Origin of the sequence: Wenyingzhuangia gilva, from assembly GCF_030519655.1 — a bacterium.
Lineage (GTDB): Bacteria > Bacteroidota > Bacteroidia > Flavobacteriales > Flavobacteriaceae > Wenyingzhuangia > Wenyingzhuangia gilva.
Genome location: NZ_JAUMIT010000001.1, coordinates 123,916 through 147,507, shown reverse-complemented (window position 1 = coordinate 147,507; position 23,592 = coordinate 123,916). Strand labels below are relative to the sequence as shown.

Genomic DNA, 23,592 nt, shown 5'->3' with positions numbered 1-23,592 from the left:
CCAAATGAAAAAAACCAATATAAAAGAGATGCCTTTCTTTTATGATAGGTATATTGATTTAGTATCAGAAAATGAAACTGTTTTAGAAGCTTTAAGTAGTTCACAAAACATTTTAGAAGAATTAAAAGAATCATTAATTCAACAACAAGATTATCAGTACCAAGAAGGAAAATGGACGCCTAAGGATATTTTACAACATTTGATAGATACTGAAAGAATTATGTCTTACAGAGCCTTGACTTTGGCTAGAGGAGAACAACAAGAGTTGATTGGTTTTGAAGAACAAAAATATGCACAACACACCAATGCCGGTAGTAGATCTGTAGAGGATTTGTTACAAGAATTTTCTTTGGTAAGAAAATCTACTTTAGCCCTGTTTAAAAGCTTTAGTGATGAGATGTTATTGCGAGAAGGAATTTGTTCGGGAATACACGTAAGTCCATTAATATTTGGGTGTATTTGTGTAGGGCATGTACAGCATCATGTAAATGTATTGCATGAAAGATATTTTACTAAATAAAAAAAGCCACTCATTGAGTGGCTTTTTTGTTAGTCTTTATATCCAAAACGCTTTAACTGTCTGTCGTTAGAACGCCAGTTTTTGTTCACCTTTACATAAAGTTCTAAGAATACTTTTTTATCAAAAAAGATCTCTAGGTCTTTTCTAGCTTCCATTCCTACTTTTTTTAGAGCAGCACCTTTGTGACCAATAATAATTCCTTTTTGTGTTTCACGCTCTACCATAATAATAGATCGAATACGAATGATGGTGTCATCTTCAAAAAATTCTTCTGTTTCAATTTCTACAGCATAAGGAATTTCCTTTTTGTAATTTAATAAGATTTTTTCTCGAATTGCTTCATTTACAAAGAAACGCTCAGGCTTATCTGTTAATTGGTCTTTAGGATAAAAAGCTGGAGATTCAGGAAGTAATTCTTTAATCTTATCAAAAACAGGTTCAATATTAAAATTCTCTAATGCAGAAATTAAATACACGTTTGCTTTTGGAACTTTTTCTTCCCAATAAGCCAATTTTTCTTCAATTTCTTGTTGATTAGAAGTGTCTATTTTGTTGATTAACAACATTACAGGAACTTTAGAGTTCTGAATTTTATTAAAGAACGCTTCATCTTTTAATTCTTTTTCACCTATTTCTACCATATAAATCAAAACATCAGCATCTTCAAAGGCAGATTTTACAAAATCCATCATAGAAGCTTGCATTTCGTAGGCGGGTTTTATAATCCCTGGAGTATCCGAAAACATGATTTGATAATCATCTCCGTTTACAATTCCTAAAATACGATGTCTAGTTGTTTGCGCTTTAGAGGTGATGATAGATAATTTTTCACCTACAAAGGCATTCATTAAAGTAGATTTCCCAACATTGGGATTTCCTATTATATTTACAAAACCAGCTTTGTGTGTCATGATTACAAATTGAACTGCAAAGTTACGTAAACCAATATTAAGAATGATAATGTGTGAGTGAAGAATTCAATAGATGCTAAAAAACAAAAGGCTTACAATAATTTGTAAGCCTTTTATAAAAAAATAAGATCTGTTTTTATTGATAAACTTCCGTTAAAAAATCTTTCAATGTTTGTGTTTTTCTTCCTAAAACAGTTTCTAAATCATCTGTTTGTTGATCAAATTCTGTGTTGGCAATTCCTAAACTAAACATAATTAACATATCTATAATAAAATCAGGTAAACCAACCTCTGTCATTTTAGTTTTAAACTCAGCTTCTTCAGGAGAAATGTAAGTAATAGATTCGTTGATGGTTTCTGATAGAAGTTTTGCGATTTCAGAGAATGTGATTGTTTCACTTCCGTTAAATTCTAAAATTTTATTTTCATAGGTTTCAGGATCGCTAAGAATAATAGCTTCTGCTTCTGCAAAATCTTTTCTAGGAACAAAGGCTGTTGCACCATTTGCTGTTGGTAAATAAATAGATTTTGTTTGTAGTAATTGCGCTTTATCACCAATAAACATAGGAATTACTTCTGCATATAAACTATGTCTTAAAATGGTATAATTAAGTCCAGAATCAATAATTAAATCTTCTGTTTGTTTGTGAGAATCTACTACAGGAAATAATGGAGCTGATGAACTTTCATCTTTTCTAACAGTACTAGTATATAAAATATGTTTTATCCCTACTTTTTTAGCTGTTGCCACTACATTTTTATGCTGAGGTAAACGATTGTTGATATCACTTCCAGAAACAAAGTATAATACTTCAATGTCCTTAAAAGCATTTTCTAGAGATTCTATATTGTCGTAGTCACCAATTCTTATCTCAATACCATCACTTTTATACTGTTTTGCTAAGTCGTTGTTTTCATCTCTAACCAAAACCGCTAAATGATTTAAGTTGTTTTTTTCTTTTAGGAATTTTACAACAGTGCTACCTAAACCTCCTGTTGCACCTGTAATTAATGTTTTTTTCATTTTGATATTTTTTAATATTTATTTAATAAAAGTTTTTTACTTACTTTTGGTAAGTCAAAGATAGAAGGTAATTATTGTTTATACAAGAACTGAAAAATAAGTAAGACACTTACTTTAAGGTAATTAACATTGATAATGAGTTGATTATGAGTAAAAATAATTTAGAAAAATATTTGGATGCAGATAATTGTCCAGTTAGAAATGTGTTAGATAGGATAGGAGATAAATGGTCTGTTTTAGTGATTCTACTATTAGGAGATGCTGATACTTTACGTTTTAATGAAATACATAAGTATATAGGCACCATTTCTCAAAAAATGCTAACTGTTACTTTAAAAAAGTTGGAAGCAGATGACTTAATTCACCGTGAAATCTATCCTCAAATTCCGCCAAAAGTAGAATACAATTTAACGGAAAGAGGAAAAAGTTTGTTACCAAATTTAAAAAACTTAGTTTCTTGGGCGAATGAACATATGGTAGAAATAAAAAGTGCCAGAGCTACCGCTTTAACCTCAAGTTAAAGAGTATAACTTAATAGAAAAGAGATTCTTTTAGGTTTGGTAATTAAGCCATAATTTGAAATACCATTACTTACATCATACCTGATTTCAAATAAGGTTTTTTTATATTTTAAACCAACACCTGCTAAAAGACCTTGTTCGTATTTTCTTGCTTCATAGATCTTACCTTCATCATTTATTATAATTGGATCTTGAATCTTTCCGTAATTAGCTTCTTTGTACGCAAAACCATTTATAATTCCAGCATTGATGAAAATAAATAGTTTTTTTAATGGAAAAGTATACCTAGCCATATTGTTCAATCTAATACTAGAATACGCAATTTCAGAATAATTCTGAGATGTTGCTATCTTAGATGTTCCAGAAAATTTAAGATTTGTATAAAAAACCTCATTATTGATAGACCATCTTCGTAGTTTTTTAGGAAGAGTAACATTTAAAAAAAAGCCTCCTGTAAAATCATACGATTTATTATAGTTGGTAGGAAAAGTAATTAGGTAGTATTCATACTCATTTTCGGAGTTTAATAATATACGACTAAATGTAACATCGTCTGTGTTAAGAATACCAATACTTGCTCCAATTGTCAACCCAAATTCTATATCAATTTTTTCTTTGGCTTTTTTATATGATGTTTTGGTTAGATTAATTTTATAAAATTTTTCAAAAAGATGACTAAGACTACTTAAATTATATTTGGTGTTTTTAAAATCGGATTCTTTTAAAGGAATAGAATTTTTAAAGTAATTTTTTAGTTGTTCTATGTAGAAATTTTGTTCAACAGTTATGTTTGTACTTTTTTGTTTCTTAAGGTATTTATTATAAATTAGGATTTCATAAGTATTATCTTTCTTTATGTAAAAACTTTCAATTCCTGTAGGGCTTATATATTGGTATAGACTTTTGACTCCTCCATATATGGTTTGCAAAAAAACATGGTTTTCTGTTAATTTAATTTTTGGACTGTAACTAAGCTGATTTGTTTTGTTGGAATTAGATAATGTTTTAGCAGAGGTACTAATAAATTTTTGATGATTTACAGAAAACTCAACAATATCTTTAGGAGTATAATTAATGTCTTTTTCAGTCAATTTACTTTTAAAGTTTATTTTTATTGGTGTTTTATCCCAATCTAAGTAATTTATAAGTCCTTTAATAGTATCTTTTTGTTGATTAATAATATATCCAGGCAAGTAGTTGTTTTGTGAAAAAGTTTTTTCTAAGGTTATAAAACTTAAAAGTATTATTAAGGTTTTTAATATTTTTTTTGAGTTTATATTGAAAAACATTTGTAAATAGTTATGGAGCGAATTGATAATGTAAATGTAAAAAAAAATAGCGCTAAAACATGAATGCTTTAGCGCTATAAATATATTTTGTTGTTACCACAAAATCTCTTTTGTTTCACCTTTCCTTAATGAAACCTCTTTTTTTATTTTTCCATAAATCAAAGTGGTTTTTCCTGTGGTAGTAGCTTTTATACTGGTTTTGATTAATGTATTATTTTTCCATTCCATTTCAAGTTCAAAACCACCTTTGGCTTTAATACCTTTAATGCTTCCTTGGTTCCAAACATCTGGCAAAGCAGGCAATAAATATATTTTGCTATCGTAAGACTGCATTAGCATTTCAATAACCGCAGCAGCACCTCCAAAATTACCATCAATTTGAAAAGGAGGGTGGGCATCAAAAAGGTTAGGATAAGTCCCACCATGTCCTTTATGAGTTCCATCAGATTTATCAGGATCAACATATTTTAGTAATTCTCTATACATTTTGTAAGCATGATTTCCATCCTGTAATCTAGCCCAAAGATTAATTCTCCATCCTTTAGACCATCCAGTGGTTTCATCTCCTTTTATTTCTAGAGTTTTACGAGCAGCATTGGCTAAATTAGGAGTGTTGTTTACTGTAATATGATGACCTGGATACAAACCAAAAAGATGAGATTGATGTCTGTGTTTTGGTTCTTCGTCTTCCCAATCATAATACCATTCTTGTAAATTTCCTTTTTTTCCAATTTGATAAGGGTGTAAATTGTCTTTTACTTCTTTTACACGTGTTAAAAAGTCATCTTGTATGTTTAATTCTGATGAAGCACTTATAAAATTATTAAACAATTCTCTAATCATGGCTAAATCAGCAGTAGCTCCGTATAATGTAGCACCGTGATATCCTTCAGGAGTGATGTATATGTTTTCAGGAGAAGTAGAGGGAGAGGTAATCCATTTCTCGTTTTTATCTTTGATCATCCAATCTAAACAGAATTCTACAGCTCCCTTCATCACAGGGTAAGCATCTTTTTTTAGATATTTTTTGTCTTGAGTATAATTGTAGTGTTCCCATAAATGAGTGGCCAACCATGTTCCTCCCATGTTCCAGTTAGCCCAATTAGGATCTCCTTCTCCAAAATCTCCAACAGGGTTGCTAAGAGCCCAAATATCTGAATTTTGACATGCAGCCCATCCGTTAACTCCGTAATAGGTTTTGGCTGTAATAGCTCCTGTTTTAGAAATATTTTTGATAAACTCTAGAAGTGGAGCGTGAAGTTCAGAAAGATTAGCAGTTTCTGCCAACCAATAGTTTTCTTGAGCATTTATATTTAAAGTGTAATTACTGCTCCAAGGAGGTCTCATATAAGGGTTCCAAATACCTTGTAAATTGGCTGGAACTCCTTTGGTTCTTGATGAAGATATTAATAAATATCTACCATAATTAAAGTATAAAATTTCTAAGTTTTTATCCTCAATACCTTCCTCACTATAGCGTAATAATCTTTTATTAGTAGCTAGTTTAGGTGCATCAGTAGGCCCTAAATCTAATTTTACTCTGTTGTATAAATTTTGATAATCTTTTAAATGATTGTTTTTTAATTCTTCAAAAGTTTTTTTAGAAGCTTTTTTTAAGTTGGTAAAAGCATTTTTTTGATGATCAAGTCCTTGTGTAGCAGGATTCTTGTCAAAACCATTAAAACTTGTAGCTATAGAAACATAAACGGTAGCCTCACTACAGTTTTTTATTTCCAAAGAATCATCAGTTATTTTAATTTCTCCATCAATATTTTTTACTTTAAACAAAGTGGTAAACCTTGTTCCTCTGTCTTTGTCAAAAAGAATAGGGTCTTTTATGTTATTTCTATAACTAGGTTCTGCATGATAAGGAGCATAACCACTAATATTTAAGACATCTTTAGTATTGGTGATTTTATATTTTAAGAGACTATTAAAATTGATATTACAATTAATAGTGTTTTTTTGACTACTGGTTAAATGAATTACCATAATTTGATCAGGATGAGAAATAAAATATTCTCTTTTAAAATTAACTCCTTTACTCTTATAAGTAACTGTTGAAATAGCTTTACTAATGTCTAGCTCTCGGTGATAATTTTTAAAATCATCTTGATTTTTATAGTGCACCACCATGGTTCCTAAAGGAGCATATGATTGAGAAAATGCACCTTGAATAAAGCGATTTATAGAATCTGCAGCTTTATAGTTTTCGTTTTGCAACGCATTCCTTACAGGTTTAACATATTTGTAAGCTTCTGGATTGTTGTATGGATTTATAGGTTCTCCAGACCATAACGTTGCGTCATTTAAATATATTTGGTCAGAATTTACTCCTCCAAAAACGGAGGCTCCCATTTTACCATTTCCTAAAACAAGTGTTTCTTCAAAATAGTTGGCTGGTTCATTAAACCATAAAATATTTTGTGATTGTGCTAAAAGTAGCATTGGATTAACCATTATAAAAATAATACATATTTTTATAATGGTTTTAGTTTTTTTTAATGGGGGCATTATTTAATAAATTTATTTTTCAGGAACTAAGATAAAATTAAATTTATACTTTTTGTTGCCGTAAAACATATATTGTTCATGTGGTTTTGCTCCCCAACTAGTATCTCCACCAACACCCATCATTTTGTGGTCTATGTGTAATTCTACAAAATCTTTTTCAGTAATATCAGTAGTGGTTCTTAACAGTTTGTTTTCACCAGGGTCAAAATCACTAGTGCTGTTGTGTAATGCATTAAATTCAATAGGATGCTCTATAGCTTTTATTTTAAGTCCAATTCCTATTTGATTTTTTAGGCTTAACCAACGAACATCAGTTTTGTGTCCATTTTCTTGTGGTCGGTTATAAGCAAAATATTGATCTGTAACCGTAGATTGATATTTACCCACAAAAGCAGCTGTATTTCTATCTATATAATTTTCCCAAGGACCACGACCGTAATAAGATAAATTATTCATTTCCTTAGGAAGCTGTAGGCTTAATCCAATTCTTGGAATTTCAGGTAAATTTTCTTTTTTTGCTTCAAAGCTATAATCTATAGTTATTTTTCCGTCTCCATTAATTACATAGTTAATGTCAATGTTTCCATCAATTTCTTCGTTTTTAAAAGAGGTTGAGATCATTACTTCTGATGTAGATGTTTTTTTAGAATTGATGTTTTGCAATACAAATTTATCTGCTGCATGTTTCCAAACCAAGGCTCTTTTTTGTAATTCATTTCCAAAATCATTATCAGTTGGAGCTCTCCAGAAATCAATTTTTAATGGAGCTTTAATTAATTGGTATTCATTTAAAATATAAGAATGTAATAATCCTGTTTCTTTAGAAATCTGGGTAACAAAATCTACCCCAGTTATTATGATTTCTTTGTCTGTCTCGGAAGTTTTAATAGGCTTAGTACTAATGTTATTTTTTTTAGAAGGAATAACAGTATTCAATTCAAATTGCTCAGAAGCTACTTTGTGTCCGTAAGGAATAAACTTATTTTTAGTATTCTGAAGCGCATAAATATTTAAAAATGAGTCTGAGTTTTTATTAACTTCAGGAAGTTCAATTTTAAATTCTTTATTAGTTTGAGGAGCAACTCCTAATGGAATAAATTTTCCGGATTTAGTAATCTTTCCGTTTTCTAAAAACTCCCAAACAATAGAGTAGTTGTCTATGTTAGTGAAAAAGTTTTCGTTTTCAATAAGAACCTTGCCTGTTTTGATATCTAGTTTTTTAAAGATAATGTTTTGATATACTTTTTTTATTTCAAATAGAGCAGGATGAGGTTTTAAATCGGGGTCTACTACACCATTCATACAAAAGTTGTTATCGTGATAAATACCTTCTGGTTCAAAATGTCCACCATAAGCCCAAAATTGTTTTCCATTTTCATCTAGTTTAGCCAATCCTTGATCCATCCAATCCCAAATAAATCCACCTTGCAATTGACGATGAGACTTTACCAAATCCCAGTATTCTTGAAAATTTCCATTGCTATTTCCCATGGCGTGAGAGTATTCACACCAAATAAAAGGACGATCGTTATCTGAACCTAACCATCTATTTTTAACAAAATCTATAGAAGCATACATATGTCCTGCAATATCAGTATGTCTTTCTTTAATATCAGTCATTCTTTCAGCACGTTCATAATGAACTGGGCGTTTTGTATTTAAAGCATGTGCTGCTTTGTAACCTGCTAAAAAATTAACTCCAGTTCCAGCTTCGTTCCCCATACTCCAAACAATAATAGAAGGATGGTTTTTATCTCTTTTAATCATGTTGGTAATTCTCTCCACATGAGCAGCTTTCCAAACAGGTTTGTTTCCTAAGGTCTTGTCGGGATCATAACCCATTCCATGAGATTCTATATTGGCTTCATCATATACATATAATCCATATTCATCACACAATTGGTACCACATAGGATCGTTAGGATAATGAGAAGTTCTTACGGCATTAATGTTAAATTGCTTCATTACTTTTATATCAGCAATCATGTCTTCTTTATTTACAACGTGTCCAAAATAAGGATTGTGTTCATGTCTATTTACACCTTTTAAAAGAATGGGTTTACCATTTACTAAAAGTTGTCCGTTTTTAATTTCCGAGGTTCTAAATCCTGTTTTAACGGAAGTAGCTTCTACTAACTGATTTTTTTTGTCGTAAAGACTAATGATTAATTGATATAGGTATGGATTTTCTGCAGACCATTTATTTACGTCAGGAATTTTATCAACAAAAGAAATAGACTGTTCATTTTTGGTTGATTTAAATTTAGATTTTTTACTACTAATCTCTTTTCCATTAGCATCAATCAATTGATATTTTATACTAAAGTCTTTGTTCTTGTTTTTGATGTTTTTAATATCAATATTTAAATTTAAAACACCATGTTCATAGTTGTTATCTAAAGAGGCATCAGCATAAAAATCATTGATATGTGTTTTAGATTTTGCTTGTAATATAACATCTCTTTGAATACCAGATAATCTCCAAAAATCCTGATCTTCTAAATAACTACCGTCTGTAAATTGAAATACTTGAACCGCTATTTTATTTTTTCCTGATGTTAAATAAGAAGTAATATTAAATTCTGAAGGTAACTTTGAGTCTTGACTATACCCTACTTTTTTACCATTGATCCACAGGTAATATCCAGATTTGACAGATCCAAATTGTAAGAAAACTTCTTTTCCTTTCCAGTTTTTAGGAAGATTAAAATAGGTTATATAAGAACCTACAGGAGATTCACTAATAAAAGGAGGATTTGGGGTAAAAGGATAATCAGCATTGGTGTAATTAGGGTATCCATAACCATACATTTCCCAGTTACCAGGAACGGTAATTTCATCCCATTTGCTATCGTCAAAATCTGATTTGAAAAAGTCTAAATTTCTTTCAGATATTTTGTTTGCATATTGAAATTTCCATTTTCCATTTAAAAATTGAATATTATCTTCTTGATGTGGATTGTTCTTTTCAGCTTTGTTTAAGGCTGAGTAAGAATAAAAGGTTGCATGTGCTTTTTCTCTATTGATTTGGAAGAGTTCCGGATTTTCCCAGTCGTTTTGACTAAAGATGTTTTGAGAAAAAATAAGGACTAGAATTAACAGTTTTATTTTGGTCATTTTTTAATGGTTTAAATGAGATGATGAAAATACAGATAATTGAGAAAAAAAAGAGGTGTTATTATCGTATAATACCAAGGTGACATTCATTTTTAGGGAGTAATCCTAATGTTTAAAAGCATTTATTATCTAAGTTATTTAGCTAGTGTAATTTGTTATTTGTCGAAATATATTTTTACAGGCTCATAATTCATTTAGTTTTATTTTTTAATTACAAGTAACTATTATAAAAAGAAATAAGCATCATGATGAAAACCAAGCCCATTTTTTTACTCTTACTTTTTGTACAAAGTATTCTTTTTGCTCAGCAAAAAACAGGGAATATTGTTGAGTATTTTGGAAAAGAAAAAGTAGAAACTATTCAGGAAGGTAAATTGATTCATGTTTTTAAAGAAGCTTTAACATTAAAAGTACCTACCCATCATTTTAATTCCTCTTCTTTTCCTAAAGATCCTGTTTATGCTAGGTTTTTAGAAGAGGAAAATTACTTGCCTAATAACAAAGAAACTTTTGATATTGATTTTGTTGGAAATCCAATGGTTTGGAAAACCATAAAAGTAGATGAAACCAATAGTTTTAATGATGAAAATCTATCATCAAGTTATGTATTGTTAAAATACAAATCTAACAAAGTAAAAACGGTTTTGTTTGAAGCATCGGGGCATTCACTTGTTTTGATTAATGGATTGCCACACGAAGGAGATCATTACGATTTTGGATGGAATTTAATTCCTTTAGAATTAAAAAAAGGAATGAATGTTTTTGTACTAAAAGTAGGACGTTTTCCTAGAATTAGAGCAAGGTTAATAGAACCAAAAATGGAGGTGCAATTAACCACAAGAGACGTTTTGGTTCCTGATGTTTTGTTTGATGAACCTAAAAACTATACTGGTGGAATTAGAGTGGTGAATAGCACCAATACTTGGATAAAAGGATATAGTTTAGAATCAGAATTAAAAGGTGAAAAACTAGAAACTATTGTTCCTGATATAGCTCCTATGAGTGTGTTAAAAATGCCTTTTTCTATTGCTGCAGTATCTAATAATAGCAAAGTTGGAGCACAAAAGTTAAATATTATTTTAAAAAATAAGAACAGTGTTTTAGACACCAAAGAAGTTGAAATTCAAGTAAAGTCTAAACATCAAAAAATCAAACGTACTTTTATTAGTGATATTGATGGAAGTGTACAATATTATAGTGTTGCTCCATCAAGCAACAAAGATTTAAAAAACGGAGCTTTCTTTTTATCTGTTCACGGAGCTTCAGTAGAAGCCGTAAATCAAGCCAATGCTTATAAACAAAAAGATTGGGGTGATATCGTAGCACCAACCAATAGACGTCCTTTTGGATTTGCTTGGGAAGATTGGGGAAGGTTAGACGCTTTAGAAGTTATGGCCGATGCTAAAAACATTTATCAACCAAATCCTCAAAAAATATATTTAACAGGTCATTCCATGGGAGGACATGGAACTTGGTATTTAGGAGCTACTTATCCAGATAAATTTGCAGCCATTGCTCCTTGTGCTGGTTACCCAGATTTGTTGTTATACAGAGATGGATTTTTAAAAAGTACTTTAGAATTACCGCAAACAGAATTAACAAAATTAGGAATGACACCAGAAATAGTGAGTCGTTTAAAATTTAATCAATCATTAGAATTGACTCCTGTCGAAAAAATGATTGAAAGAGCAGGAACCCCTAGTAGAACGTTGGAGTTGATTCGTAATTATTTACATGTTGGTGTGTATTTGCTACATGGAGAAAAAGACAATGTAGTGCCAACTTCTATCGCTAGAGGAATGAGACAACGATTGGGAACTTTTCATAATGATTTTGTGTATTATGAATATCCTGATGGAACGCATTGGTATGGAGATCATAGTATAGACTGGGAACCTCTTTTTAATTTCTTTAAAAGACATACTATTAAAAAAGATGATGAAATTAAAAACTTAGAATTCTATACAGGTTCACCAGGAGTATCAGCAAGTTCACATTTTGTTACCATATACCAGCAAGAAATTCCTTTTAAAACCAGTTCATTCAACTTTTCTAAAGAAGAGGGAGATTTGTCTATCAAAACAAATAATGTGGCTTTGTTATTGGTCGATTTTTCAAAATTAGCTACTGATAAAAATGAGATTAAAATTGATGACAATATCATCACAATTAATAAAGGAGCTAAAATGTACTTTCAAAAAGTTGATGGAGTATGGAAAAATACATCAGTTCCTAGTTTAGCGCAAAAAGGACCACATAGAAATGGAGGGTTTAAAGATGCTTTTAGACACCATGTAGTTTTTGTATATGCAACCAAAGGAACCGCAGCTGAAAACGAATGGTATTTAAACAGAGCTAGGTTTGATGCAGAAACGTTTTGGTACCGTGCCAATGGAAAAATTGAATTGGTGAAAGATGTAGATTTTTCGCCTAAGAAATATGCTGATAGAAATGTGGTGATTTATGGAAATAAAAGTAATAACGCTGCATGGAAAACGTTGTTGAAGAAATCACCTATTCAGGTAGAAAATAATAAGATTGATTTTGATGGAAAATCAATTACAGGAAACCAATGGGGAATGTATTTTATTGTACCAAGAACAGATAGTGATATAGCTTGTGTTGGAGTAGTAACTGCTACAGGAAGCAAAGGAATGAAAGCAGCATATATGAATCATTATTTGGTAAATGGAACCACTTTTCCAGATGTTTTATTGTTTGATGATGAAGTTTTAGAAAATGGAATGTCTGCAGTAAAAGCTTCAGGTTTTTTTGGAAATGATTGGTCTGTAGAGAAGGGAGATTTTGAATGGAAATAAATCCAATCAAGTAGAAAAAGAAAGTTTTAGTAGTTTAATTATAGTTTGTTTAAAAAGTGCCTTAACATAAAATGTAAGGCACTTTTTTTTGATACTTATATTTCTTTCATAATTTCAGAAAGCAGTTTGTAGGAATGTATTTTGTCTTCAATACTATAAATATTGGTTGTGACAATAATTTCGTCAACCTTTGTTTTTTCTATAAAAGCCTGAATTTGTTTTTTTACAGTTTCTTTACTTCCTATAAAAGAATATTTAATCATTTGTTGTACAGAAGGATGTTGTAAAATTTCTTTTAAATCATTTGTCATTTCTGTAGGTTCAGATAAAGGTTGTCTTTTTCCAGTTAAAATTCCAACAATCAATTTAAAGAAGGAAGTAGAAATCTTTTCAGCTTCTTCATCAGTATCTGCAATAATTACGTTAACACCTGCAATTGTATAAGGAGTGTTTAATGCTTTTGAAGCTTTAAATTCGTTTCTATAAATGTCTAAGGCATCTAAAAGCATTGCTGTGGCAAAATGACTAGCAAAAGCATAAGGCAATCCTTTTTTGGCAGCCAAGTGAGCACTGTCTGTACTAGAACCTAAAATATACATAGGGACATCAACACCTTCAGCAACCGTAGCTCTCACTTTAGAACTGGCATTTTCTTCAGAAAAAAAAGCTTGAATTTTATCAATTTCTTTAGGAAAAGAATGGGCCGCATCCATAAAATCAGAACGAATGGCATGTGCAGTTTCTTGATCGGTTCCTGGGGCTCTTCCCAAACCTAAATCAATTCTCTTAGGGTATAAGGATCCCAAAGTTCCAAATTGTTCAGCCACAATTAAAGGAGCATGGTTTGGGAGCATAATTCCACCAGAACCAACTCTAATACTTGTGGTTCCCTGAGCAACATATCCTATTAAAATACTAGGAGCGCTGCTGGCAATGGTTGCCATGTTATGATGTTCTGCTAACCAAAAACGTTTGTACCCGTAAGATTCTGCTTTTTGGGCTAGGCGAAGCGTATTTTTATAAGTTTGCTGGATACTGGTTCCAGTGGCTACAACGGCCAAATCTAAAATAGAATAGTGGGTAGGTTTGTTATTTGTCATGTTGAATTTTATAAAATGTAATTAACGTAATCAAATTTTAATTACGTTGATGGTTAAAATATATGTGAAAATGATAAAGATTTGGAGAGTTAAAATCCTTTTTCTTTATAATTTTTATTGGCTTTTATAATAAACTCTTCTTTCTTTTCAGACCAAGTTTCTTGGACTTCTTTATTGTAGTTTAAATAAAGTTTACCATTTACTATGCTCCATGCATCAGCCTCTATTTTTGCTGGGTATCCTCTGGACCAACCAAAGGCACACCATCCTCCGTATTGAGGAGCATATTTATTAGGTTTTTCTTTAAAAAGGGTCATGTTTTCTTTTGAGCTAAAATGCCATGTAGCATTGTTCCATTTGTAGGTGATGTCTTTTTTTCCTATTACGGGTTTAGATTCTGTAAAATAAGCTACAGGATCAAATCCATTAATAGCTCCCTTTTCGGTTGTGAATACCGCTTTGGTTTTGTCTTGTGCAAATGCGCTAGTAGATAAAATAATGGTAAGTAAAAGTTTAACTAAAAGTTTCATGAATTTTATTTTAATTACATCACTATTGTCGAAATGAGACTTTAATAATTACAGATGTGATATAGAGATTGTATTTTTTGATCTATATGAAATATAACGATTGTAAATTGAAGGTTTTGGTTAAAGTTTAAGAAATTCTTTTTTTATTATTACCAATAATTCTATCAGAGATTTTATGTTTAGCTCTTGTGTTTTTTCTTATTGAAACCAATAATAAGTGAGTACAAATTCCATTATATAAGAAATATCATGATTTTTTCTGGTGATAAAATATCAACTGTAACATAAGTGATTAGTTAAGTTGTTGTTTATTATTCAGTTAGTTTTTTTATGGATATTTAGTGTAAAAAAATTGTGAGAATTACGGATATCTTCTATATTTGCAATCCAAATCGCGGGATAGAGCAGTAGGTAGCTCGTCGGGCTCATAACCCGAAGGTCACTGGTTCGAGTCCAGTTCCCGCTACTAAATAAAAAAGGTTTCACATTAATGTGAAACCTTTTTTATTTAGTATTAAGATGTCTTTTTGTTAAAAAATCAACCTTTCCTTTATTAGCACATAATAATGATATACCATATTAATAAAGTTGCAGAGGTGATTGATAGCCATGTAACTGTTTTTATTAAACTCATAGTTGTAGATATTTAAAGAATGTACAGTTAAATTTATAATCAAAGACCTTAGAGATGTTTTTTTTTCGGTGAAATGTTTTTTTTAAGAGGTGAATGGCTTTTTGTAATCGTTTATTGAAAGTTCAATAGATTTGTGAATATTGATAATCGTAACGATCATAACCTAAAGATTAATGATTCGATATCAGCTTTCGCTACCAAATAAAAAAAAGCTGATATTGGTGACGTTTTTTTATGGATAATAGTAAAAACTAATTTTAACTTAATAAATAGCAAGTCTAATTTTTTTTCTTCCAAAAAGAGTATAAAGTTTGGTTATGAAATAAATTTTAAAAAATATACGATTATTGATATCACATTTATTATAAACATGGTGAGCAACTGTTTTGTTTATTACGTTTGTACAGATAGAGTAATCTTTAGTATTAAAGTTTAAAAAACAAGTTAATAAACAAATGGTTTTTTGTGATAGAATTGATATTTCCATATCATAATGTCTTTCACAAAAAACAACAGATAAATTAGGGTTGTTAACGATTGTGTCTATTTTATTATACAGACTATTGATATTGACTAGATTTTTAAAGTCGTAATTAGCAAAGTATTCAATATCATTATTGTTTAGAAAATATTGATGAGCTTGAATAATAATATTAGTTAGACTTTTTTGATGAAGATGTGTTAACATTATCATTTTTTCTTGAAATTTTGATTGCAGTTTTATTAATTTATCAAAATGTATATTTTCTGTATTCGTGGCAATACAAAAAATAACGTGTTCAGGAGTTTTCTCTAAAATATCTTCAAAATGTTTAAACACATCTTCTTCAATAGAGTTTGTTAGGGGTATTATAATAACAGTCTTTTTCATAGCGGGTTATAATAACAGAAATAATAAGTTTTATTTTTTAGTAGGTATTATGCGTTTTAAATAATATTGATTAGTTCTCTAAGTCTTTTAGAAAGTTTTTTACTCAAAGGAATTTGCTCTTTATTAATAACAATAGTGTTATTTTGTATTTCGTTGATTTTACTGATGTTAATTACATAGGACTTATGTACTCTTAAGAATTCATTAGAAGGAAGTTTTTCATCAATCCTCTTTAAAGTAGATTTTATGATGTAATTTTTACACGATGTTTTTATGTAAACATAATCCCCTTTAGATTCAATTAGTATAATATCTGTTGTGTTAATTTTGATTATTTTCCTTTCGTATTTAATAAAAATTTCATTTTGCTTTTGAAATAAACTATTTTCTTTTTGTATAGTTCTTTCTATTCTACTGTTTTTTACAAATTCAGTTACCTTGCTTTTAAAAATATGTTCTTTTAGAGGTTTTAATATATAGCCTACAACATTATTGTTCCCAATTAAATCATACGCATAATCTTTTTTTGAGGAAATAATAATGTAGTTGACTTTTTTCGTTGTGTTTTTTATAAAATCTAAGCCGTTTAATTTGGGCATTTCAATATCAATAAAAATTAGATCTACATTATTTTCAATCACGTATTTAAATGCTTCTATAGAATCGGTAAAAGATTTTTTGATATCAATAAAAAAGTTTTCGGAGCATAAGTTTTCTATAATATGGTGGTTGGATATATCTTTGTCGATAACTAAAGCATGATGGATTTTCATTGGTTTTAATAAAGCATATTTTTTTTATTTAGTCTACTTAACAAAGATAGATTCAGTTTAGTTAACAAAAAAATAAAGTCGATAAAAGGAGTGTAGAGGTAGATTAAACACTTGTTTAGATAGTTTTATAAGAACATTTTAAAGATTCTATAAGTGTAAGCTACTATTATGGTTTTATAATTTTATTACTAATTCAACGATCGTTATTTTTAATAGGTGGAATAATGCTATACCTCCATAATATAATGTTGATATGATAGTTGTTTAGCAGAGTTTTGTGAGTCGAATCCTAATGTTATAATTAGCAGATACTAAAAAAAATTGATTAAATATATTCGTTTTTCTTATCAGATTTAATAGAGGTTAATTCAGATTATATCATTAACAATTTTTAGTTTTCCTATTGATACATAATAAAAGCTAAGGATTTATATAAACCGATTTTTACTATAATTATCAGACTTATAGTTGTTTGTTTATGTTTTAGTACTTCTCTGTTTATTTTCTGTAATTTTTATTGTTGATAACTCTTTTAATAAGTTATTAGCATTTGTAAAATATCATTTTATTATAAATAATATCTTTATAAAGATAAAAAGGTCTTTTTATGTATTATTATCGATTTCAAATAGCTTTTCAAGAGGTACCCAATGAAATTAGCCTTTGTTTCTTAATATGTGGATGTTCTTTAAAATGTAAAGGTTGTCATTCTCCGTTTCTTTTTAAAAAAGAAAATGGAGAGTGTTTAACTGATGAAATATATATTTCTGTTTTAGAAAAATATAAAAATTATGCTACCTGTGTTTTGTTTATGGGGGGAGAGTGGGAATCAGAGGAATTAATTCACAAGCTTCAATTGGCAAAAGCACATCATTATAATACTTGTTTGTATACGGGTTTGGATAAGGTAGAACAAAATATTATGAATGAATTAACATGGTTAAAAACAGGTCCCTGGATAGAGTCTTTAGGAGGATTAACCAATGAAAAAACAAATCAAGTTTTTAGAAATGTAAAAACTAATGAAAAATTAAATCATCTCTTTAAAAAATAAAAATCATGATAAGATTAACAGAAACCCAAATTAACCAAAAAATTAATTTTATTGAACATTATTTGTATTCAGAAAATGCAGCAGATGGTTCTAAAGTAGATGCAAATGCAAATGTTACTTCAAAAAACATTGCAACTATGGAAGCTGAATTAAATAAGGATATTAATATTCAGGTAAATAGAGCATTGGTTAGTAAAAAAATAGCCATTCTTTTTGGACAAGAATTAGCAGATGAATATGTACGTCAAATAGAACATCATGAAATATATATACACGATGAAACCTCTTTAAAACCTTATTGTGTGTCCATAAGCATGTATCCTTTTTTAATAGATGGTTTAACCAAATTAGGAGGAGAAAGTAAGGCTCCCCAGCATTTAGAAAGTTTTTGTGGTGAATTTGTAAATCTTGTTTTTGCTGTAAGTTCTCAATTTGCAGGTGCGCTGGCTACTGTAGAGTTTCTAATGTATTTTGATCATTTTGCTAAAGTAGATTATGGAGAGGATTATTTAGTTACTAACAAACAAACAATAGAAAATCATTTACAACATGTAGTGTATGCTATAAATCAACCTGCAGCTGCCAGAGGATATCAATCAGTTTTTTGGAATATATCTCTATATGATCAATTTTATTTTGAAAGCATGTTTGGCGATTTTGTATTTCCTAATATGGAAAAACCTAGCTGGGATAGATTAAAAAAATTACAAGCTTTTTTTATGACTTGGTTTAATAAAGAAAGAACCAAAGCTGTTTTAACTTTTCCAGTGGTAACAGCAGCTATGTTGGTAAATAATGGCAAACCCAAAGATGAAGAATTTACAGATATGTGTGCTAAAGAATTAAGTGAAGGAAATTCGTTCTTTATATATCAATCTGAAAGTGCCGATAGTTTGGCTTCATGTTGTAGACTTCGAAATGAAATTACAGATCATACTTTTAGTTATTCTTTAGGAGCAGGAGGGGTTGCCACAGGTTCTATCAATGTTATTACAATAAATATGAATCGATTGGTACAACAAGGAAAGGATATTAAAAAAGAAGTAAAAAAAATACATAAATATCAAGTAGCCTATCGTAAGCTAATGGATGAGTATAATGATGCGAGTTTGTTACCAGTCTATAAATCAGGTTTTATTACTTTAGATAAACAATTTTTAACCATTGGTGTAAATGGAATGGTTGAAGCTGCTGAAAGTTTAGGGATTAAAGCACATAATACGGAAGCGTATAAACAATTTATCAATACTTATTTGAAGAGTATTTTTGATGAAAATAAAAAAGCAAAAGAAGAGTGGGGGTATCTATTTAATACAGAATTTGTTCCTGCTGAAAACTTAGGAGTAAAAAATGCAAAATGGGATAGAGAAGATGGTTTGGAAGTATATAGAGATTGTTACAACTCTTATTTTTATGCTGTAGATGATGAAGAAGTAAATAGTATAGATAAAATTATATTACATGGAAAAGAATGTATACAATATTTAGATGGTGGATCTGCGTTACATTTAAATTTAGAAGAAGCCTTAACTAAAGAAGGATTTAAGAAGTTGATTGAAGCCACAGCTTTGGCTGGGTGTAATTATTTTTGTTTTAATATTAGAATAACTGTTTGTAATGTTTGTGAAAATATAGACAAGAGAACATTACATGAATGTCCTAGTTGTGGCTCTAAAAATATAGATCATGCAACAAGAGTAATTGGTTATTTAAAAAGAGTTTCTAATTTTAGTTCAGGAAGACAAAAAGAACATGCTTTAAGATATTATGAAAAGGATAAAGTATTTCATTAATCTTCTAGTATTTTTAAAGATAAACAGGTTCCATCAGCTTTAATCTCTTCTCTAAGTTTTAAAATGTTTTTATGTTTAAAATCTGATAAAACAGCATTTCTAAAAGGTTTTACCATGTGATGTGCAGGACAAGGATGTTCATCACTACAAACAGAAAGACCCAAAAAACATTGGTTAAATTTTTCTGTCCCATCAATACTTAAAACAATGTCCCATAGAGTGATTTCTAAATCTTTTTCTGTTAGAAAAAAACCACCACCAGGTCCTTTGGTAGATGAAACTAATTTATGAGTACTTAGTTGTTGTAATAATTTAGCTAAAAAGGGTTGAGGTGTTTCAAGTTCTTCGGCAATCTTTTTAATTCCAATTTTTTTAGTTTTACTAGAATTAATTGCTAAATATAAAACTGCTCTTATGGCGTATTTACAAGCTTTTGAAAGCATAATGTTAAAATGATAATTTACTCAAAGATATGAATATGACAGTTTTATCTCTTTGTAAAAGTTAATTAATTAAATAATTTAAATTTCAGTTGCGAGAATCATTCATATCTCCTATATTTGCAATCCAAATCGCGGGATAGAGCAGTAGGTAGCTCGTCGGGCTCATAACCCGAAGGTCACTGGTTCGAGTCCAGTTCCCGCTACTAAAAAAAGCCCTTAATGTTTTAGCATTAAGGGCTTTTGTGTTTTTAATTAGCAAGGTTACGGATCATGCCTAATTGTTGTGTTTAAGCAAAAAATATTGGTTACTCTAAAGAGGAAGAATTCTAGATTTTTTACTCCTCTGAACTGTGTTCTAAAGGCTTTTATTTTGGCATTGAAAGATTCAGCAGAAGCATTATTACTTCTGTTGTTGAAGTAATTTAGGATGGTTCTGTAGTTTAGTTGTATTGTGTTGTATTGGCAATTGTATTAAAAGCCTTAAACCCTGATTTTTCTACTTGATTATACCACTGCGCTAATCTTGTGTGTGCTATTTTTATTGATTTAGCTTGGTTGAATATATTTCTGAGTCCTTGCACTAAGTCAAACGCTTTTTTGATATCGAGGTATTGTTGAAATAGAATTTAACTTCTAAAGTATTGATTTTTTGTTCAATACGAGGAAGCTTTATATAATAGGTATCTGCTTCTAGCAAGCAATTGTTTTTTAGTATCTCCATTTTCAAAAGTTTCAAATTTCTTTTAAAAAAAATTGTGAATTCCTTGGTCATACGAGTTCCCTTAGTTATTAGATTCCAGTCTCTTTGTAGACTTTAGCTATTGTTTTTATCTAGCCATCTTCTACGTTTTATATATGGGTATACTCTATTGCCTCTTATAGGAAAGTCTTGTACGGTTATTTCTTTGTGAAAACCATGCACAATGATTATTAGATTGCTAAACTCTTTAGGAGCTGTTATTTTCTCTTCAAAATATAGATGAAGTATTTGTTTAGCGTTAATGTACTTTACTAAATCGAAGTTGTCGATTAAGAATTCAGGAAGTATAAGTTTTAAAAGGTATAAAGTAAGTTCCAATACCAATAAATTTAAACCTTAAAACTAAAACTATCTTATTTCAAACACAACTTTTGTTCTTGATCCACATTATAGTTGATTTTGACTTTCGTCCAATGTTTAACCACAAAAGACGACAACTATGAACGTTTTAAGTACTTTTTCTATCCTGTTCTGGATAAACACATCACGTATTAAAAGTAACAAAACCCAAATTTTTGCTAGAGTAACCGTTAATCAAAATATCGCTAATATGATTGTTATTTGTGTTAAAAAAAAGTAATGGTAGTGTCAAGAAAATTGATTTTAGACTGCATAAAACAACCCTTTTTGGTGTTAAACTAAGATATTTAATCCCAAATAGAGATCTTAAGTTTAGATTTTATTTTGAAAATGATAAAATAATATTTATTTTTTTATTAAAATAAAAAAAGCTACTTGTGTGAATTGTGGTTAATGTATTTTTTGGGTATTATTAAATTTTTGTTCATGTTTACAATGTATGCTCAGTCATATTTAATTAATTTTGTGGCGATTAGATAAACATTAAAAACAAGTCTAAGCTCAGTACATGTCTGAAAATCTTGTCAATTGTCAATCCACACCAAGCCAAGTCATAATCGTTAGACACAATATTGAAAACTCAATCTATTTATCATAAACATGCTGATGATATTTTATTTAATCTTTTAAAAAATGATGATCAGTTAGCATATACAGAATTGTTCGAAAGATATTCTGTGATTTTAGTCAATCATGCATATAAGATGCTTGGTGATAGAGATGATGCAAATGATATTGTTCAGGAACTATTTTTATCAATTTGGAATAAACGAAGAGATTTAATACTTACAGGATCACTTTCTTCTTATTTATATAAAGCAACAAAAAACAAAATACTTAATCATATTGCTCATGAAAAAGTTGTTGCTCGTTACGCTGATTCAATTTCCAATTTTATAGAAAATGATTATGTTTTTGCAGATTCCAAAATAAGAGAAGAGGAGTTACATGCTATTATAACCAAGGAAATAGATTTGCTTCCTGATAAAATGCGACAAGTTTTTCTTTTAAAAAAAGTTGAAGAACTTCCGTATGAAGAAATAGCACATAAATTAAATATTACCGATAAAACGGCTAAACAGCAAGTTTACAACGCACTTAAAAAACTTAGAGAGAGGTTGCATCCTTTATTGAGTGTATTTATCATGTGTCTTTTTGTTTTATTTATAATAATTTCCTAGTCTATAGAATATTTAAAAAGCTGATTTACAATGTTTTTTTTCTTTGTGATTGTGCTTGTTAAAGATTTAATAATATTTTTTTAATTTTTTTTTGATTTTGTCTATGACAAAAACTCTTATTAGCTGTCTTAATATAAAACAGCACGTAAATCACGTACTTTATTTATGAACAAAACTGAAATTTTAGCATTACTAAAAAAATACCAAGAAGGTACTTTGTCTGATGTAGATAAGGATAAACTTGAAGCATGGTATTTACATGAGGCTTTAAAAAGCAATAAGACTCTTACAGAAGATGAGTTAGAAAAAAGTTATCAACATCTAAAGTCTAAATTACCAGTATATAAAGAAACTAAAGTGGTAAAGCTATGGAGTCGTATTACTGTGGCAGCATCAATAGTTTTATTACTTGGGGTTAGTCTGTTTTATATGACAGAATCCAAAGAACAAAAGATACAAGTTGTAGATAAGTTAGATGAGGTACTTCCAGGTGGAAAAAAAGGAATATTGACACTTTCCAATGGAAAACAGATTGTTTTGACTGATCTTTCTACAAAAGATACCGTTGCAAAAGAAGGAGAAAGAGAAGAGGTAATTATTAAAATGAATTCAAAAGGAATTATTACTTATAAAATAACCCCAAATTTAAGTAATATAAAATCTAATTCATTTAACACATTATCAACTCCTGTGGGTGGTCAATATAATATTGTTTTGTCAGACGGAACTAAAGTGTATCTAAACGCAGCTTCATCTATTAAATATCCAACTCATTTTAATGGAAAAAATAGGATTGTAGAATTAGAAGGGGAAGCTTACTTTGAAGTAGTACAAGATAAAAACAAACCTTTCATCGTAAAATGTGCCCACCAATCAATTAAAGTCTTGGGAACTCATTTTAACGTTCATGCTTATCATAATGAATCGGTTATAAAAACAACATTATTAGAAGGAAGTGTACTAATTACTATTAAAGATCAAAAAACAATATTAAAACCTGGACAACAATCTAATGTTCTGAAAAAAGAAGATAAAGTTACAGTTCTGGAGGTAGATGCAGAAAACTCAGTTGCATGGAAAAATGGAAGGTTTAAGTTTGACAACACAGATATAAAAACTGTAATGAAACAACTAGAACGTTGGTACGATATTAAAGTAGAATATCAAGGAGATGTACCTAATGTAAGTTTTAGTGGGGGGACATTCATGAATAAAAATTTGTCTGAGGTATTAAAAGTACTAGAGTTAAGTAATATAAAATTTAAAAGAGAAGGTAAAAAAGTTGTGGTTTATCCTTAAGTATAAATAGCAAGGTTATAGAAAAAAAAACCAGAAATAGTAACGATACTTCTGGCTTTTATAAGGTTAATAGTCAATA

20 protein-coding genes and 2 tRNA genes are annotated in these 23,592 nt (G+C 29.5%); 9 read left to right on the top strand and 13 right to left on the bottom strand.

The window, feature by feature from the left end; genetic code table 11:
* Positions 1-4: 4 nt before the first annotated feature.
* Positions 5-520 carry a DinB family protein gene (locus QVZ41_RS00610; RefSeq protein WP_302882619.1) on the top strand — a complete coding sequence of 172 codons (516 nt, stop codon included), beginning with the start codon at positions 5-7 and terminating at the stop codon, positions 518-520.
* Between the two features lie 29 nt (positions 521-549).
* On the opposite strand, the gene era is transcribed toward QVZ41_RS00610, so the two are convergent.
* Positions 550-1,431: a GTPase Era gene (gene era, locus QVZ41_RS00605; protein WP_302882618.1), complete on the bottom strand. Its 882-nt coding sequence runs from the start codon at positions 1,429-1,431 to the stop codon at positions 550-552.
* A 136-nt stretch (positions 1,432-1,567) separates the two neighbouring features.
* A complete protein-coding gene (locus QVZ41_RS00600; protein ID WP_302882617.1) occupies positions 1,568-2,455 on the bottom strand; it encodes an SDR family oxidoreductase in 888 nt (295 codons plus the stop codon).
* 146 nt (positions 2,456-2,601) lie between these two features.
* Between QVZ41_RS00600 and QVZ41_RS00595 the strand changes: the two genes are divergently transcribed.
* Positions 2,602-2,976, top strand: a complete 375-nt coding sequence (locus QVZ41_RS00595) for a winged helix-turn-helix transcriptional regulator (RefSeq protein WP_302882616.1) — start codon at positions 2,602-2,604, stop codon at positions 2,974-2,976.
* Here QVZ41_RS00595 and QVZ41_RS00590 read toward each other — a convergent pair.
* The 3 genes from QVZ41_RS00590 to lacZ form a co-directional block, all read right to left on the bottom strand.
* On the bottom strand, positions 2,973-4,169 hold the full coding sequence (locus QVZ41_RS00590) for a hypothetical protein (protein WP_302882615.1): 1,197 nt from the start codon (positions 4,167-4,169) through the stop codon (positions 2,973-2,975). The two genes, QVZ41_RS00595 and QVZ41_RS00590, sit on opposite strands and share 4 nt — an antisense overlap.
* 189 nt (positions 4,170-4,358) lie before the next feature.
* On the bottom strand, positions 4,359-6,713 hold the full coding sequence (locus QVZ41_RS00585) for a glycoside hydrolase family 95 protein (RefSeq protein WP_302882614.1): 2,355 nt from the start codon (positions 6,711-6,713) through the stop codon (positions 4,359-4,361).
* Between the two features lie 78 nt (positions 6,714-6,791).
* The gene (lacZ, locus tag QVZ41_RS00580; RefSeq protein WP_302882613.1) at positions 6,792-9,896 is read right to left on the bottom strand and encodes a beta-galactosidase, LacZ type; all 3,105 of its coding nucleotides are present in this window, start codon (positions 9,894-9,896) and stop codon (positions 6,792-6,794) included.
* Positions 9,897-10,141: 245 nt separating this feature from the next.
* Between lacZ and QVZ41_RS00575 the strand changes: the two genes are divergently transcribed.
* Positions 10,142-12,715 carry a carboxylesterase family protein gene (locus QVZ41_RS00575; protein ID WP_302882612.1) on the top strand — a complete coding sequence of 858 codons (2,574 nt, stop codon included), beginning with the start codon at positions 10,142-10,144 and terminating at the stop codon, positions 12,713-12,715.
* A gap of 95 nt (positions 12,716-12,810) precedes the next feature.
* On the opposite strand, the gene QVZ41_RS00570 is transcribed toward QVZ41_RS00575, so the two are convergent.
* Together QVZ41_RS00570 and QVZ41_RS00565 are read right to left on the bottom strand one after the other, a co-directional pair.
* On the bottom strand, positions 12,811-13,815 hold the full coding sequence (locus tag QVZ41_RS00570) for an LLM class flavin-dependent oxidoreductase (protein ID WP_302882611.1): 1,005 nt from the start codon (positions 13,813-13,815) through the stop codon (positions 12,811-12,813).
* An 89-nt stretch (positions 13,816-13,904) separates the two neighbouring features.
* A complete protein-coding gene (locus QVZ41_RS00565; protein WP_302882610.1) occupies positions 13,905-14,345 on the bottom strand; it encodes a YHS domain-containing (seleno)protein in 441 nt (146 codons plus the stop codon).
* A gap of 393 nt (positions 14,346-14,738) precedes the next feature.
* Between QVZ41_RS00565 and QVZ41_RS00560 the strand changes: the two genes are divergently transcribed.
* Positions 14,739-14,811, top strand: a tRNA-Met gene (locus QVZ41_RS00560).
* A 430-nt stretch (positions 14,812-15,241) separates the two neighbouring features.
* Here QVZ41_RS00560 and QVZ41_RS00555 read toward each other — a convergent pair.
* A complete protein-coding gene (locus QVZ41_RS00555) occupies positions 15,242-15,850 on the bottom strand; it encodes a hypothetical protein (RefSeq protein WP_302882609.1) in 609 nt (202 codons plus the stop codon).
* 56 nt (positions 15,851-15,906) lie between these two features.
* On the bottom strand, positions 15,907-16,623 hold the full coding sequence (locus tag QVZ41_RS00550; RefSeq protein WP_302882608.1) for a LytR/AlgR family response regulator transcription factor: 717 nt from the start codon (positions 16,621-16,623) through the stop codon (positions 15,907-15,909).
* A 607-nt stretch (positions 16,624-17,230) separates the two neighbouring features.
* Between QVZ41_RS00550 and nrdG the strand changes: the two genes are divergently transcribed.
* Both nrdG and nrdD read left to right on the top strand, forming a co-directional pair.
* Positions 17,231-17,677 (top strand): anaerobic ribonucleoside-triphosphate reductase activating protein, encoded by a 447-nt coding sequence (gene nrdG, locus QVZ41_RS00545; RefSeq protein WP_302882607.1) that lies wholly within the window; start codon positions 17,231-17,233, stop codon positions 17,675-17,677.
* Positions 17,678-17,682: 5 nt separating this feature from the next.
* Positions 17,683-19,470, top strand: a complete 1,788-nt coding sequence (gene nrdD, locus QVZ41_RS00540; protein ID WP_302882606.1) for an anaerobic ribonucleoside-triphosphate reductase — start codon at positions 17,683-17,685, stop codon at positions 19,468-19,470.
* Here nrdD and QVZ41_RS00535 read toward each other — a convergent pair.
* Entirely contained in the window at positions 19,467-19,913 is a 447-nt protein-coding gene (locus QVZ41_RS00535; protein WP_302882605.1) for an RrF2 family transcriptional regulator, read from the bottom strand. The genes nrdD and QVZ41_RS00535 overlap by 4 nt on opposite strands.
* A 130-nt stretch (positions 19,914-20,043) precedes the next feature.
* Here QVZ41_RS00535 and QVZ41_RS00530 point away from each other — a divergent pair.
* Positions 20,044-20,116, top strand: a tRNA-Met gene (locus tag QVZ41_RS00530).
* A 58-nt stretch (positions 20,117-20,174) separates the two neighbouring features.
* Here QVZ41_RS00530 and QVZ41_RS00525 read toward each other — a convergent pair.
* The 3 genes from QVZ41_RS00525 to QVZ41_RS00515 all read right to left on the bottom strand — a co-directional run bounded on the left by QVZ41_RS00525 (position 20,175) and on the right by QVZ41_RS00515 (position 20,991).
* Positions 20,175-20,342, bottom strand: coding sequence for a transposase (locus tag QVZ41_RS00525; protein ID WP_302883460.1), 168 nt, complete (start codon positions 20,340-20,342; stop codon positions 20,175-20,177).
* 11 nt (positions 20,343-20,353) lie between these two features.
* The gene (locus tag QVZ41_RS00520) at positions 20,354-20,494 is read right to left on the bottom strand and encodes a hypothetical protein (RefSeq protein ID WP_302882604.1); all 141 of its coding nucleotides are present in this window, start codon (positions 20,492-20,494) and stop codon (positions 20,354-20,356) included.
* A 233-nt stretch (positions 20,495-20,727) separates the two neighbouring features.
* Positions 20,728-20,991: an ISAon1 family transposase N-terminal region protein gene (locus tag QVZ41_RS00515; protein ID WP_302882603.1), complete on the bottom strand. Its 264-nt coding sequence runs from the start codon at positions 20,989-20,991 to the stop codon at positions 20,728-20,730.
* Between the two features lie 614 nt (positions 20,992-21,605).
* On the opposite strand from QVZ41_RS00515, the gene QVZ41_RS00510 reads away from it, so the two are divergent.
* Positions 21,606-22,214, top strand: a complete 609-nt coding sequence (locus QVZ41_RS00510) for an RNA polymerase sigma factor (protein WP_302882602.1) — start codon at positions 21,606-21,608, stop codon at positions 22,212-22,214.
* 165 nt (positions 22,215-22,379) lie between these two features.
* On the top strand, positions 22,380-23,513 hold the full coding sequence (locus tag QVZ41_RS00505) for a FecR family protein (protein WP_302882601.1): 1,134 nt from the start codon (positions 22,380-22,382) through the stop codon (positions 23,511-23,513).
* Positions 23,514-23,592: the final 79 nt, after the last annotated feature.